Below are 13,172 nucleotides of genomic sequence, written 5' to 3'. Positions count from 1 at the left end.
TTACAGTTTTTACAGGATTTTTCAAGGCCATGAATCTACAGAACAAGGAATTGCTGCGCTCCGGCAACTTTATCGCCGGCCAATGGATCGCGGCCGACGATCTGGCCACCTTGCCGGTCGTCAATCCGGCAAGCGGCCTGGTCCTCGGCGAAGTGCCGCGCTGCGGCGCCGCCGAGACCGGCCGGGCCATCGCCGCGGCCGAGGCGGCCTGGCCGGCCTGGCGCGCCTTGAGCGCCAAGCAGCGGGCCGGGCTGTTGCAGGCCTGGTTCAAGCTGATCATCGACAACGCCGACGATCTCGCCCAACTGATCACGGCCGAAGGCGGCAAGCCGCTGGCCGAAGCCCGCGGCGAAGTGATTTACGGCGCCTCCTTCGTCGAATGGTTTGCCGAGGAAGGCAAGCGCACCTACGGCGAGAGCATTCCCAGCCCGGTCGCCGACAAACGCTTGCTGGTCATCAAGCAACCGATCGGTGTCTGCGCGGCAATTACGCCATGGAATTTCCCGCTCGCCATGATCACCCGCAAGGTCGCCCCGGCCCTTGCCGCCGGTTGCCCGGTGGTCGTCAAGCCGGCCGAGGCAACCCCGCTGACCGCGCTGGCCCTGGCTTTCCTCGCCGAACAGGCGGGCTTTCCGGCCGGCGTCTTCAATGTCGTGACCGGCAACCCGCAAGCCATCGGCGGCGCACTGACCGCCAGCCCGGTGGTCCGCAAGCTGTCCTTCACCGGCTCGACCGGCGTTGGCCGCTTGCTGATGGCGCAGTGCGCCCCGACGGTCAAGAAACTCTCGCTCGAACTGGGCGGCAACGCGCCCTTCATCGTTTTCGACGATGCCGATCTCGATGCGGCGGTGGACGGCGCGATGACCGCCAAATACCGGAACACCGGCCAGACCTGCGTCTGCGCCAACCGCTTTCTCGTCCAGGCGGGGATTTACGAAGCCTTTGCCGCCAAGCTCGCCGAGAAGACGGAGGCTTTGAAAGTCGGCCCCGGCGACCAGCCGGGCGTCACCCAGGGCCCGTTGATCAATGCCGCCGGCCTGGCCAAGGTCGAAGCCCATGTCGCCGATGCCGTCAGCAAAGGAGCCCGCGTCTTGGCGGGCGGCGCCCGCCATGCCCTGGGCGGCAATTTCTTCCAGCCGACGGTGCTGGCCGATGTAACACGCGAGATGAAGGTGGCGCGCGAGGAAACCTTCGGCCCGGTCGCCCCACTGTTCCGCTTCACCACTGAAGCGGAAGCCATCGCCATGGCCAACGATACCGAATTCGGCCTGGCCGCCTATTTCTTCAGCCGCAACATCGGCCGCTGCTGGCGGGTCGGCGAAGCACTGGAATATGGCATGGTCGGCATCAATACCGGCCTGATCTCGAACGAGGTGGCGCCGTTCGGCGGCATCAAGCAGTCCGGCATCGGCCGCGAAGGTTCCAAGTACGGCATCGAGGAATACCTGGAAATCAAATACCTCTGCTTCGACGTGACGCCGTGATCAAACTGTTCGTTGCCGGCGCCCTGCTTTTGGCGGTTCTTCTGGTCTGGCAAAAATGGCGGCGCGCCGGACAGGCGCGCCACATCGAGCACTATCCCTACCAACGCGTTGTCGACCAGCGCCTGGCGGCACGCCGCCCGGAACTGAGCGCCGAGCAGCGCGGCGAAGTACTGGCCGGCCTGGTCGATTATTTTCAGATCTGCCGCAAGGCCGGCCGGCGCATGGTGGCGATGCCCTCGCAGGCCGTCGATGACGCCTGGCACGAGTTCATTCTGAGCACCCGGCTGTACGACAAGTTCTGCCGCCACGCTTTCGGCCGTTTCCTGCATCACACGCCGGCTGCGGCGATGCAATCGCCGACCCAGGCCGACGACGGCATCCGGCGGGCCTGGCGACTGGCTTGCGCACACGAGGGGATCGATCCGAAACAGCCGGATCGTCTGCCCCGGCTATTTGCGCTGGATGCTCGTCTGGCCTTGGCCGGCGGCTTCATCTATCAGCTCGATTGCCTAGCGGCCGGGATGGCCGGACGCGCTTACTGCGCCAGCCATATCGGCTGCAGCAGCGGCTGTTCTGGCGACTCCGGCGGAGCGGACAGCAGCGATGCCGGGGGAGACGGCGGCGGGGGCTGCGGCGGCGACTAAGTGGCGGGCGGCGAGTAAACCACGACGCGATTCCGCCCCTCGTTCTTGGCCACGTAGAGCGCCTGATCGGCCGACTGCATCAGATCATCGGGCATTCTGGCGTGATCCGGGTAGGCGGCAACGCCAGCCGAGGTGGTGAAGGCCAGCTCGAAGCTACCGAAGCGGACACGGATTTCGGCAATCGCCCGGCGCCAGCGCTCGGCTCGTTCGGCCGCAATGCCGAGCGGCATACGCGGCATCAGGATGACGAATTCCTCGCCGCCGTAGCGACACAGCACGTCCTCATGGCGAATGTCGGAACGCAGCTGGTTGGCCAGCTCCTTCAGCGCCGCATCGCCGGCCTGGTGACCGCAGGTGTCGTTGATCTGCTTGAAATGATCGAGATCGAGGATGACCAGCGCCAACGGGTAACCTTCACGCCGGGCGCGCGACAACTCGCGCTCCAGGGTTTCATCGAGATAGCGGCGGTTGAAGCAGCTGGTCAGGCTGTCGCGGATCGCCTGCTCGCGCAGGGCCACCTGCAGTTGCTCGATTTCCTGCAACTGGCTGCGCAGGCTTTCGTTGGCCGCCCGCAACTGCGCCTCGCTGGCCCGCCGTTCCGAATTGTCGCGGGAAATGCCGAGGATGCTGCTCGGCCGCCCGTCGTCGTCGAGCAGAAAGCTAGCGACGACTTCGGACGAAACGATGCTGCCGTTCTTGTGCGGCTGCTCGACCTCGGTCATCGCCGACATGGCCGTCGTGTCGCCTTCGCCGAGACGGCGGAGATGCTCCTCCAGCAAGGCCATCGTGGCCGCATAGGAATCTTCGGTCAGCGCCGCCGCCAGCGGCTGCGCCATGACCTCCTGCGGCGTGAAGCCGCGCATGCTTTCGACCGCGGCGCTGACATAAGTGAACCGCATGCTGGCCAGATCGAGGGTCCAGATGACATCCTTGCTCTGCTCGGCCAGCCGGCGATAACGTTGTTTGCTCTTCCGCAATGCCGCCTCGACCCCTTGCCGGATCTTGATCTCCCGCGCCAGACGTCGGTTCAGGCGGGCGTAGTGGGCCGCCGCGATCGCCACCAGCGAACAAACCAGTGTCGCAAAGACGAGAACCGGCCAGACCCAGTCCGGCAAGCTGCGCGGCTCGCTCCGGTACACCAGGCCATCGAGCGAGAAGCCGGGCGGCAGCATGCCGAGTTCGGCATAGGTCTGGCCGATCTGCTGCCAGCGCGGCGCCGACATCTGGCCGATTTCAACCAGGTCGGGCTGCATCAGCCGGGCCATTTCGCTCGCTTCGAACAGCAGATGCTCCTTGCTGTGGCGGGTCGAATACTGCCGACGGATCAGCTCGGCCAGTTCCTCCGGATGGTCCATGGCGTACTGCCAGCCGCGCAGGACCGCCGCCCGGAAGGCCCGGACGGCATCCGGCGATTTGGCGATCCGTTGCTCGACGGTAAACAACGCATCACCGTAAAAATCGACGCCTGCCGTACTCGGAGAAAAGGCCAGGAAGGGAAACTTTTCGCGGCGCAGGACAAAGGGTTCGTCCGTCGAGTAACCGGACAGCGCATCTACCCGCCCGGCAATCAGATCGGCCGTATCGAAGCTATGCGGCACGGCCGTGTAGCGACTGACACCGGCCCGCTTGAGATAGGCGAGCAACTCGGCCTCGTGCGGCAGCAGCATGATCCGCCGCTCGTTGAGCGCTTCGATGGTGAGAGTCTTGCGGCGATTGACTAGCAGCACCGCCGGCGAATGCTGGATGATCACCGCCAGCGCGACGACCGGTTTGCCCTGCGCGCGGTGCAGCGCCAGTTCCGACGCCGCCACCCCGAAATCCGCCTCGCCGTTGAGGACGGCGCTAATCGGGTCATGGCCATCGGCGAGTTCGCGCAGGCTGACGTCGAACCCGGCGTCGCGGAAATAACCTTGGTCGATAGCCGCGTAAAAGCCGGCGAACTGGAACTGGTGCTTCCAGTTGAGCTGAACACTGACCTTCTCCAGCGCAGCAGCGGGCGAAACAAGTATCCACAGCAAGACAAGGGTGATCAGGCGCATACCCGGATTATCGCAAGAACTGGCGACAATCCGTTAGATCACTTGTGATAGATGCGACTGCTGCCGCCCGAACCACGGCCCTCGTTGGCGACGTTGTCGAACAGGTTCCAGCCCTGATGCTGGGCGTAGGCAAAAAGGCTCAGGGCAATAATGCCGGCGGCGAGGTTGAAATGCCTAAACATCAGTCGTCCTCGTCGGTATCGTCGCTGCTCGCCGGCGCGTGGTCGCTTTCGGCCCAGCGGCCGGCTTCGAAGGCGGCATGGCGAAGCCGCGTGAAGATCGGAAAGATGGCGAGAAAGATCAGCACCATGACGAAGTTCGACCAGCCGGCGCCGCCACTCAGCACCTCGAGCGTATCGCGCACCGGCACCGGCTTGTCCGGCGCCAGATCGGGGTCGAGCGTCAGGTAGTAGGTACCGGGCGGAACATCGCGGAAAACCACCTCGTCGTCCCGACTGCCTTCCGACCAGCTTTCGCCGCCATCCCGGCCCGAGTAGTAGGACAGCTCGCGGGTTGCCGGCCAGGCTGCGCCACTGGCCTTGTTGACCAGCATCATCTCGAGGCCGATCCAGTTGTTGTCGAGCGTCGTCGTATTGCGCACGGTCAGCTTGCGCGGCTTCTCGCGCACCTCGAACTCGCCGCTCACCACGCTTTCGCCGGCCAGTTGCGGCGAGAAAACCAGTTCCTGGCGGAGCAGCGGTTTACCGCCGGCAAGCAGGACGAAAAAGAGCTGCAGCAACACGGCAAGCAGGGCCAGTTTCCAGAACAGCCGACAAACCCGCCGGTGCGTCTCGGCCCACGGATTAGGCTGGTTGGCATAGACGCCGATCGGCTCCGGCAGGCTGGCCGGCAGCTTGAAGGCATCGCGAATCACAGCCGGGGCGACATACAGGCCCTGCGACCAACTCAAGTCGCTGGCGGTCGATTCACGCGACAGCATCAGCGGCGGCGCGACGTAATCGACCACCCGGTTGGTTTCGCCGCGCCGGACGCGCCAGGTGAACTCGCCGGCGACCTGGATGACTTCGGCCGCCTGCGTCGTCGCAAAATGCTTGAACGCCTGCCCGCCGTAACGCACCGCATCGACTTCGATGATGCCGCTGGTGGCGGGCGGATTGGACAGCACGTCGGCAATGTTCCAGTGGCCGTTGTACTCGGTCAGCCAGCGATAGCTGCCATGCTCGGCGGCGAGCAGGTATTCGCGCCAGTCGTAGGCGATGCCATCGACCTTGCACAGCTTGACGAGAAAACCGATCACCTCGACCGCCTGATCCTCCAGTTTGCCCTTGCTGCCGAGCGGCAGGCGCGGCACGTATTTCTCGTCGCGCTGGCCGAGCGCTTTGGAAAGCACCTGGTAATTCTCGTTGGCCGTATCGACCACTGCCCCGCAACTGGCGCAGCCGACCGCCAGAATGTCCTTCGCGCGCGCCTGCAGCGGCGCGCCGCAACTCGGGCAGCGGAAAACCCTGGCTTCGACGATTACCGTCGGGATCGCCATGCCGTCGCGCAGGTTGGTCATTTTCAGCGACGAGAAAGCAACCGCCTCGCCGACAAAGAACAGCGGCGGCACTTCCGAATAATCGAGCGTCGCGAAATTGGCCCCGTTGCGCAGATCCACCGCAGCCACCGGGTAGCCGGCCCCGACCTTGAACGGCAACTCCCCCTGGCCGGCAACGCATTCGGCGTTTTCGATATTGCTGACCGTCCACGTCCGGCTGGCCAGCACGAAGCGCTGGCCGATCTTCAGCTCAGCCAATTGCGGCAGGGCGTCCGCGACAAATTCGGCAAATGTGAGTACATACTCGCCGCCCGCCTCCGACAGCCAGCCGGTGCGCATGTCATCGAACAGCAGGTGCCATTCGTTCCACAGGCCCTGGCTGTACTTGATCTGGATCCGCCCGATCAGCGCGAAATGGACGCCCTTGTAGGCGCCCTCGGCGCCGAGCTGGAGCGGCGAGCGGTCCTCGACCAGCGCCGCCATCTTGCCGATATCTTCGAGCGCCTGGTCGTGGCGGACCAGCGTGCTCTGACAGTAGGCGCAGACGGCAAAGACCGACGACGCCGACTGGAAGACAACCGGCGCGCCACAGGAAGGGCAGGAGGCGGTCAGCGCCACGGGCCGCCGATCAGGTCAGTTTCTTGAGCAATTCGACTTTCTTGGCCTCGAACTCCTCTTTCGTGAGGATGCCCTTCTCGACCAACCCATGCAATTTCTCCAGGGTCGCGACGACCTCGTCGGCCGACACAGACGCGACGCCCGGCGCGGCAGCCGGCACCGACGGGATGGCGGCGGCCATCGCCTGGCCCATGACCTGGCCGAAGCCGACCCCGGCGCCAAGGCCGACGCCCATGCCGGCCATGCCGCCCTCGTTCTTCGCCGCTTCCGGAATGGCGTTGGCGACCTGGTACTGGGTGTAGCGACCCATGTCGCCGATCATGTTCATGCCGATTTTCTGGTCGAGGATCTTCTGCAGCTCTTCCGGCAGCGAGACGTTCTGGACGACCAGCGAATCGAGGATCAGGCCGTATTCGGCGAACAGCGGCTTCATTTTGAAGAGCATGGCAGCGCCAAACTCGTCCTGATTGCCCGCCATGTCGACGAAGGAAACGCCCGACTCGCCGAACAGGTCAGTCAGGCCGGCCACCATGCTGTTGCGCAACTGGCCTTCGAGTTCCTCGCGGCCGTAGCTGTCGCGGGTGCCGGAAATCTTCTGGTAGAAAGTCTTGGCGTCGCTCAGGTGGTAGCTGTAGATGCCGAAGGCGCGCATCCGGACGATGCCGAATTCCTTGTCGCGGATGGTGATCGGATTCGGCGTGCCCCATTTCTGGTCGAGCTGGTGACGCGTCGAGAAGAAGTAAAGGTCGGACTTGAACGGGGATTCGAACAGCTTGTCCCAGTTCTTCAGGTAGGTCAGGACCGGCAGCGTCTGCGTCGTCAGCTTGTACATGCCGGGGCCGAAGACGTCGGCCACCGTGCCTTCATTGACGAAGAGGGCGAGTTGCGAATCGCGCACGGTCAGGCTGGCACCGTTCTGGATTTCCATTTCCTGCATCGGAAAACGCCAGGCCAGCGTGCCGTCGGCATCCTCGGTCCATTGCAGGATGTCGATAAACTGTTTCTTGATGAAATCCATCAGTGCCATGTAGCCTCCTTGAATGATCAGGCGATGCAGCCGGCGTTCAGAATGCCGACGCCGATCGAGAGCGATGCAAGAAAAATCCCCGAAGCCAGCTTGTCCTGGGGAATGTTGTGGTTGATCGTCGGCAGCGCCAGACGGGCCGCGCTGAAGGTCAGCAATTGGACGACGCAGGCCACTACGCCCCAGCCGAACATCGCGTAGAGATTGTGGCTGGTGGCAACGGCCACGGCGATCGGCAGGGCGAAGCCGATGACGGCGCCGCCGAGACTAACGGCGGCCGCCGTGTTGCCCTCGCCGATCAGCCGCAGTTCGCTGTACGGCGTAACAAAAACATAGAGGCCGAGAAACACCGCGAGAAGCGCGACTGCGGTCAGGAAAAAGCTGGCAAATGCCGGCAAACTGCTGAGTACCGGATCGAACATGTTATCTCCCGGAGGCGGTGCAAGAGCAGCGGATTGTCATGGTTTAGCCAAGTTAATTCAAGTCAGGCGCGCCGGGAAACGCTGGAATCGCCTAGCCTTCCGGCGCCTTGCCGTGGTCGAGGGCGATCTGCAACAAGCCTTCGAGCGGGAGATTTTCGACCAGCACATGGGGTATGACAAGACGATCGGCCAGCTCGCCGGCATTGCCGCCGGACAGCAGGCAGACGCCATCGCCGCCGGGCAGACGGCCGAATGCCCGCTCGATCGCCCCAGCCTGCGCTTCGAGCGCCCCGCTGACGATGGCATCGTCGGTACACCGCGGATGGACGGCGTAGTGCCCGTCGGCAAAGGGCAGCCCGGCCGTGTCGCGGGCCAGGGCACGGCGCATCAGGTGGCTGCCCGGCAGAATGAAGCCGCCGAGGAAATTGCCGGCGGCATCGAGCGTGTCGATGGTGGTCGCCGTGCCGGCCATCACCACGAGACAGGCGGCACGGCCGAGGCGGCGCGCGCCGATCAGCGCACACCAGCGGTCAACGCCGAGGCGTCCGGGGCTTTGGTAGAGATTGGTCACGCCGGCCCGCCTGAATTCGGGACTGACTTCGCGTAGCAGCGGCGACCATGCCGGCAGTAGCTCGCGGATGCGCTGTGCCGCGCCATCACCCGCCACATTGGCCAGCAACACCTGTTCCGGCAGCGGCCAGGCGGCCGGCAGAGCGGCCAGTTGGGCACTGTCGGCATGGCTTGCCGCGCCCTGGGCGAGCCACGTCCGGCCGTCATGGATGCCCCATTTGATACGGCTGTTGCCGCTGTCCAGGCAAACGATCATGCGGAGCGTCCCCCAAGGGTACTTCCTACGGGGCGGAGGCTGACGTCACCCGAGAAAATCCGCTCGATGCCGGCCGCCGTTTCGAGCAGCAGGGCGCCATCTTCATCGGCGCCCAGGCAACGGCCGACCAGCGGGGCCGCACCTTCGCCGAGAATCTGCACCGGCAGGTCCTGCCAGGCGTTGCGTTGCTGCCAGTCGGCTTTCAGCCCGGCAAATCCTTCGAGCGCAAACGTTTCCAGCACGCCAGCCAGTTCGCTCAGGACGGCGGCCAGAATGACATGCCGGTCGGCCACGCTATGACCGGCCTGACTCAAGGCGGCGGCCGGTTGCGCCAGGTCGCCGTCCGGTGGCGCCAGATTGATGCCGATACCGATGATCGCCTGGGTGCCGCGCCGGTCGCCGGCCAGCTCGACCAGAATGCCGGCCAGCTTGGCATGGCCCTCGCCGGTTTGCAGCAGCACGTCGTTCGGCCACTTCAGGCAAACCCCTTGCGCGCCGAGGCCTTCGAGAGCCTTGGCGACGGCCACGCCAACCGCCAGCGACAAGCCGCTGAGGCGGCCGAGCGGCCCGGAAAAACGCCAGAGCAGGGAAAAGGTCAGGCTCGATTCGGGAGCCGACAACCAGTTGCGGCCACGCCGCCCGCGCCCGGCGCTCTGCCGGTCGGTAACGATCACCGTGCCGGCCGGGGCGCCGTGTTCGGCGCGCCGCATCAATTCGCTATTGGTCGAATCGCATTCGTCCAACGCATCGACATCGAAGCGCCCGGCCAGGAAACCCAGCCGGGCTTTGAGTAGAACAGGATCGATCAGGGCCATGGCCGAATTTTACCCGTCCCGACGACAATCACCGCACACCATGCCGGGCAACGACAACGCCGCTCGGCAGGCAAAAGAAGCTTATTCGGCGGTGGCCGCCGCCTCCTTGCCGCCGTCGATGCCCAGTTCGGCGATCTTGCGGGTGATCGTGTTGCGGCCGATCCCCAGCGCCTGCGCCGCTTCGATCCGCCGGCCGCCGGTATGGGCCAGGGCGCGCGAAATCAGGATGCGCTCGAAGGTCTGGGCCAGCACGCCATGGACATCCGGCACGCCGCGCGCCAGCAAACGGTCGACTTCGCCTTCCAGCGCGCTTTCCCAGTCGGAAGCCAGGGCCATCGGAATCGATTCGCGCAGTTCGCCAGGCAGATCGCCGATTTCGACCTGCTGACCGGGGGCCATCACGGTCAGCCAGTGACAGAGGTTTTCCAGCTGGCGAACGTTGCCCTGAAAATCGAGACCGTTCAGATATTTCAGCGCCGCATCGGACAGGCGCTTGGCCTCGACCCCCAGTTCGCGGGCGCTCTTCTGCAGGAAGTGGCGGGTCAGCAGCGGAATGTCCTCGCGCCGCTCGCGCAGCGACGGCAGACGAATGCGGATGACGTTCAGGCGATGGAACAAGTCTTCGCGGAACAGGCCTTCCTTGACCCGGGTTTCGAGATTCTGGTGGGTCGCGGCGATCACCCGGACATTGGCCTTGATCGGCGAATGACCGCCGACCCGGTAGAAATGGCCGTCGGACAGCACGCGCAGCAGACGGGTCTGCAATTCGGAGGGCATGTCGCCGATTTCATCGAGGAACAGCGTGCCGGTTTCGGCCTGTTCGAAGCGTCCGCGGCGCTGCGCCTGGGCGCCGGTAAAAGCGCCCCGCTCGTGGCCGAACAGTTCCGACTCGAGCAGGTCCTTCGGAATGGCCGCCGTGTTGATCGCGATGAACGGCTTTTCCGAGCGCGGGCTGTGCCGGTGCAGGGCGCGCGCCACCAGTTCCTTGCCGGAGCCCGATTCGCCATTGATCAGCACCGTCGCATGCGACAGCGCCAGGCGGCCGATGGCCCGGAAGACCTCCTGCATGGCCGGCGCCTGGCCGAGAATTTCCGGAACCAGCCCTTCTTCTTCAAGCGCACCGCTTTGGTGCATCGATTCGTCGATCGCCCGCCGGATCAGCTCCACCGCCTGATCGACATCGAAGGGCTTGGGCAGGTATTCGAAGGCGCCGCCCTGGAAAGCCGCGACCGCGCTTTCGAGGTCGGAAAAAGCCGTCATGATGATCACCGGCACCGACGGGAAGCGGGTCTTCACCTCCTGCAGCAGCTCCAGGCCGGACTGGCCGGGCATTCTGATATCCGACATCAGCACCTGCGGCGGCTCGACGCCCTGTTCGAGCTGCGAAATGGCTTCGCTGGCCGAGGCATAACTCTTGAACGGAATGCCCTCGCGGGTCAGGGTTTTTTCCAGCACCCAGCGAATTGAACGATCATCGTCCACGATCCAGACCGGTTTCATATTCTGTTGGCTCATTTCTTCGTTAGTATGACCAACACACTAGCAAAACTCAGGCCTGCTCGACCGGCAGGCGCAACGTGAAAATCGTGTTGCCGGGCTGGCTGAAACAATCGATCGTCCCGTGGTGGTGCTGGATGAAGTTCTGGGCAATGGTCAGCCCCAGTCCGCTACCGCCCTCGCGACCGGAAACCAGCGGGTAGAACATGCGTTCGCGAATATCCTCGGGAATCCCCGGGCCGTTGTCGATGACCTTGATTTCCATGGCCAGCCGGTAACGCTTCTTGGCCAGCGTCACCTGACGCAAGGAACGCGTGCGCAGCACGATTTCGCCTTCGCCATGCATCGCCTGGGCGGCATTGCGGGCAATGTTCAGCACCGCCTGGATCAACTGCTCGCGGTCGCCGACCAGTTCCGGCAGGCTGGTGTCGTAGTCGCGGGCGATTTCCAGCGAGCCGGGAAATTCGGCGGTCAGCAGGCTGCGCACCCGTTCGAGGATTTCATGGATATTCACCGTCGTCGGCAGCATCGCTCGGTGCGGCGTCAGCAGGCGCTGCATCAGATCCTGCAGGCGGTCAGCTTCCTTGATGATGACCTGGGTGTATTCCTTGAGCGACGGGTTGGCCAGTTCGTGTTCCAGCAACTGGGCAGCACCGCGGATGCCGCCCAGCGGGTTCTTGATCTCGTGGGCCAGGTTGCGGATCAGTTCGCGGCTCGCCTGCTGCTGCTCGATCAGGCGTTCCTCGCGGGTCGCCGCCAGATGATGCTCGATCGGTTGCAATTCGAGCAGCAGGCGGACGCCGCCGGCCAAATCGGGGCGCAAGGGCGTCACCGTGCAATTGAGATGCAGCGTCTCGCCGTCGCTGCGCTTCAACTGGATATTCTGGCCGGTGTAGCCCCAGTTGTTTTGCAGGCCGTTGTCGAGCGCCGACTGCAGCGTGGCCGAACAGGTGCAGACAACCGCCAGGGTCTTGCCGACCACCGAACGACCGCTGACCGCCAGCAGGTTTTCGCCAGCCGGGTTGATATAGCGGATGAGCTGCCCATCATCGATCAGCAGCACCGCCGAAGCCAGCAGATCGAGGCCGGCGAAGGAAGCGTGGGTGACATTCATGTTCGTCATTGTAGCTATTTGCCCCTCCCCCATCAGGACAACTTGCGTTACTGACCGATCGTTCATTATCATCCGCACTCTTGCCTTCGGCCCAGGATCATGCACAAGATTGCCCCGCTTTCCGTTTCGCTGAGCCTCGTCGCAGCCACCCTGCTGGCCGGCTGCGGCAGCGATGTCGCTCCGCCCCCGGTGGCGCGCAGCGTGCTCGTCCAGCCAGCCGCCCCGGCGTCCCGCACCAGCAGCGTCTATACCGGCGAAATTCGCGCCCGCCACGAGTTCGACCTGGCCTTCCGGGTCGGCGGCAAGCTGGCCGCCCGCCTGGTCGATGCCGGCGCCGAAATCAAGGCCGGCCAGCCGCTGGCCAGACTCGACCCGGCCGATCTCGAACTGGCGGCCAGCGCCGCCCGCGCCCAACTGACGGCCGCCGAGAGCGAATTCGCCACGACCGGCGCCGAACGCGAACGCTACGCCGGACTGATCGCCAAAAAGTTCGTCAGCCAGGCGGCTTTCGAGGCCAAGGAAAACGCCCTCAGCGGCGCCCGCGGCCGCCTCGAACAAGCCCGCTCGCAAAGCCGGATCAGCGGCAACCAGAGCACTTACGGCACCTTGAGCAGCGAATTCCCGGCCATCGTCACTGCCGTACTGGCCGAAGCCGGGCAGGTGCTCAGTGCCGGCCAGGCGGTTTTCCGGCTGGCCCGGCCGGAGGAAAAGGAAGTCGCCATCGCCATCCCGGAAAGCCGGCTGGCCGAACTGAAGGCGGCCAAGGCCATTGCCGTCCTGCTGTGGGCCGACCAGGACAGCCGGATGAGCGGCGAATTGCGCGAACTGGCACCGGCCGCCGACCCGGCGACCCGGACCTACGCGGCGCGCATCCGGATCAACAACCCGCCGCCCGGCCTCAAGCTCGGCATGACGGCCCGTGTCGCGCTCGATGGCGCCGACGATGCGGCCCTGCTCGTCCCGCTCGGCGCGGTGATCGACCGCGGCGACGGGCCGACGGTGTGGGTAGTCAGCGACGGCCAGGCCAAGCCGCGGCCGGTCAAGCTGGCCGGCTACCGCGAAGATGGCGCCCTGGTCGCCGCCGGGCTGCAGGCCGGCGAGCTGGTCGTCGCGGCCGGCGCCGGCCGGCTGGTCGCCGGGCAAAGCGTGGACGCCAAGCCGGTCACCCCGCCGGCCCGGCAGCGCTAGATC

At 65.0% G+C, this 13,172-nt stretch carries 12 protein-coding genes; 3 read left to right on the top strand and 9 right to left on the bottom strand.

Going from position 1 to position 13,172, the window contains the following annotated elements; genetic code table 11:
- Positions 1–29: 29 nt before the first annotated feature.
- Positions 30–1,484 carry an NAD-dependent succinate-semialdehyde dehydrogenase gene (locus tag KI611_RS02550; RefSeq protein ID WP_226418268.1) on the top strand — a complete coding sequence of 485 codons (1,455 nt, stop codon included), beginning with the start codon at positions 30–32 and terminating at the stop codon, positions 1,482–1,484.
- Positions 1,481–2,128: a glycine-rich domain-containing protein gene (locus KI611_RS02545; protein WP_226418267.1), complete on the top strand. Its 648-nt coding sequence runs from the start codon at positions 1,481–1,483 to the stop codon at positions 2,126–2,128. Before KI611_RS02550 ends, KI611_RS02545 begins: the two co-directional genes overlap by 4 nt.
- Here KI611_RS02545 and KI611_RS02540 read toward each other — a convergent pair.
- The 9 genes from KI611_RS02540 to glnL form a co-directional block, all read right to left on the bottom strand.
- Entirely contained in the window at positions 2,125–4,167 is a 2,043-nt protein-coding gene (locus KI611_RS02540; protein WP_226418266.1) for a diguanylate cyclase, read from the bottom strand. The genes KI611_RS02545 and KI611_RS02540 overlap by 4 nt on opposite strands.
- Positions 4,168–4,205: 38 nt before the next feature.
- A complete protein-coding gene (locus tag KI611_RS02535; RefSeq protein WP_226418265.1) occupies positions 4,206–4,349 on the bottom strand; it encodes a hypothetical protein in 144 nt (47 codons plus the stop codon).
- Positions 4,349–6,283, bottom strand: coding sequence for a DUF4178 domain-containing protein (locus KI611_RS02530; protein WP_226418264.1), 1,935 nt, complete (start codon positions 6,281–6,283; stop codon positions 4,349–4,351). The genes KI611_RS02535 and KI611_RS02530 overlap by 1 nt, the downstream gene beginning before the upstream one ends.
- A gap of 10 nt (positions 6,284–6,293) precedes the next feature.
- Entirely contained in the window at positions 6,294–7,310 is a 1,017-nt protein-coding gene (locus KI611_RS02525; RefSeq protein ID WP_226418263.1) for an SPFH domain-containing protein, read from the bottom strand.
- 17 nt (positions 7,311–7,327) lie between these two features.
- Complete coding sequence (locus tag KI611_RS02520; protein ID WP_226418262.1) at positions 7,328–7,729, bottom strand: DUF350 domain-containing protein; 402 nt, start codon at positions 7,727–7,729, stop codon at positions 7,328–7,330.
- A 91-nt stretch (positions 7,730–7,820) separates the two neighbouring features.
- Positions 7,821–8,555, bottom strand: coding sequence for a type III pantothenate kinase (locus tag KI611_RS02515; RefSeq protein ID WP_226418261.1), 735 nt, complete (start codon positions 8,553–8,555; stop codon positions 7,821–7,823).
- Positions 8,552–9,370 carry a biotin--[acetyl-CoA-carboxylase] ligase gene (locus tag KI611_RS02510; protein WP_226418260.1) on the bottom strand — a complete coding sequence of 273 codons (819 nt, stop codon included), beginning with the start codon at positions 9,368–9,370 and terminating at the stop codon, positions 8,552–8,554. Before KI611_RS02510 ends, KI611_RS02515 begins: the two co-directional genes overlap by 4 nt.
- Before the next feature lie 81 nt (positions 9,371–9,451).
- A complete protein-coding gene (gene ntrC / locus KI611_RS02505) occupies positions 9,452–10,870 on the bottom strand; it encodes a nitrogen regulation protein NR(I) (RefSeq protein ID WP_226419863.1) in 1,419 nt (472 codons plus the stop codon).
- Between the two features lie 49 nt (positions 10,871–10,919).
- Positions 10,920–11,990, bottom strand: a complete 1,071-nt coding sequence (gene glnL / locus KI611_RS02500) for a nitrogen regulation protein NR(II) (protein ID WP_226418259.1) — start codon at positions 11,988–11,990, stop codon at positions 10,920–10,922.
- A 90-nt stretch (positions 11,991–12,080) separates the two neighbouring features.
- Here glnL and KI611_RS02495 point away from each other — a divergent pair, with 90 nt between their 5' ends.
- Positions 12,081–13,169, top strand: coding sequence for an efflux RND transporter periplasmic adaptor subunit (locus KI611_RS02495; protein WP_226418258.1), 1,089 nt, complete (start codon positions 12,081–12,083; stop codon positions 13,167–13,169).
- The last annotated feature ends 3 nt before the right edge of the window (positions 13,170–13,172 follow it).

The organism is Dechloromonas denitrificans, assembly GCF_020510685.1.
GTDB classification, from domain to species: Bacteria; Pseudomonadota; Gammaproteobacteria; order Burkholderiales; family Rhodocyclaceae; genus Azonexus; species Azonexus denitrificans_A.
Note: the sequence above shows the minus strand (reverse complement) of the source record. Positions and strands in the feature narration are given on the sequence as shown.

Bases quoted from the DNA above. Each gene is read 5' to 3' on its own strand.
- KI611_RS02550 (WP_226418268.1), top strand. From the start codon at position 30: ATGAATCTACAGAACAAGGAATTGCTGCGCTCCGGCAACTTTATCGCC.
- KI611_RS02540 (WP_226418266.1), bottom strand. From the start codon at position 4,167: ATGCGCCTGATCACCCTTGTCTTGCTGTGGATACTTGTTTCGCCCGCT.
- KI611_RS02535 (WP_226418265.1), bottom strand. From the start codon at position 4,349: ATGTTTAGGCATTTCAACCTCGCCGCCGGCATTATTGCCCTGAGCCTT.
- KI611_RS02525 (WP_226418263.1), bottom strand. From the start codon at position 7,310: ATGGCACTGATGGATTTCATCAAGAAACAGTTTATCGACATCCTGCAA.
- KI611_RS02520 (WP_226418262.1), bottom strand. From the start codon at position 7,729: ATGTTCGATCCGGTACTCAGCAGTTTGCCGGCATTTGCCAGCTTTTTC.
- KI611_RS02515 (WP_226418261.1), bottom strand. From the start codon at position 8,555: ATGATCGTTTGCCTGGACAGCGGCAACAGCCGTATCAAATGGGGCATC.
- KI611_RS02510 (WP_226418260.1), bottom strand. From the start codon at position 9,370: ATGGCCCTGATCGATCCTGTTCTACTCAAAGCCCGGCTGGGTTTCCTG.
- ntrC (WP_226419863.1), bottom strand. From the start codon at position 10,870: ATGAAACCGGTCTGGATCGTGGACGATGATCGTTCAATTCGCTGGGTG.
- glnL (WP_226418259.1), bottom strand. From the start codon at position 11,990: ATGACGAACATGAATGTCACCCACGCTTCCTTCGCCGGCCTCGATCTG.
- KI611_RS02495 (WP_226418258.1), top strand. From the start codon at position 12,081: ATGCACAAGATTGCCCCGCTTTCCGTTTCGCTGAGCCTCGTCGCAGCC.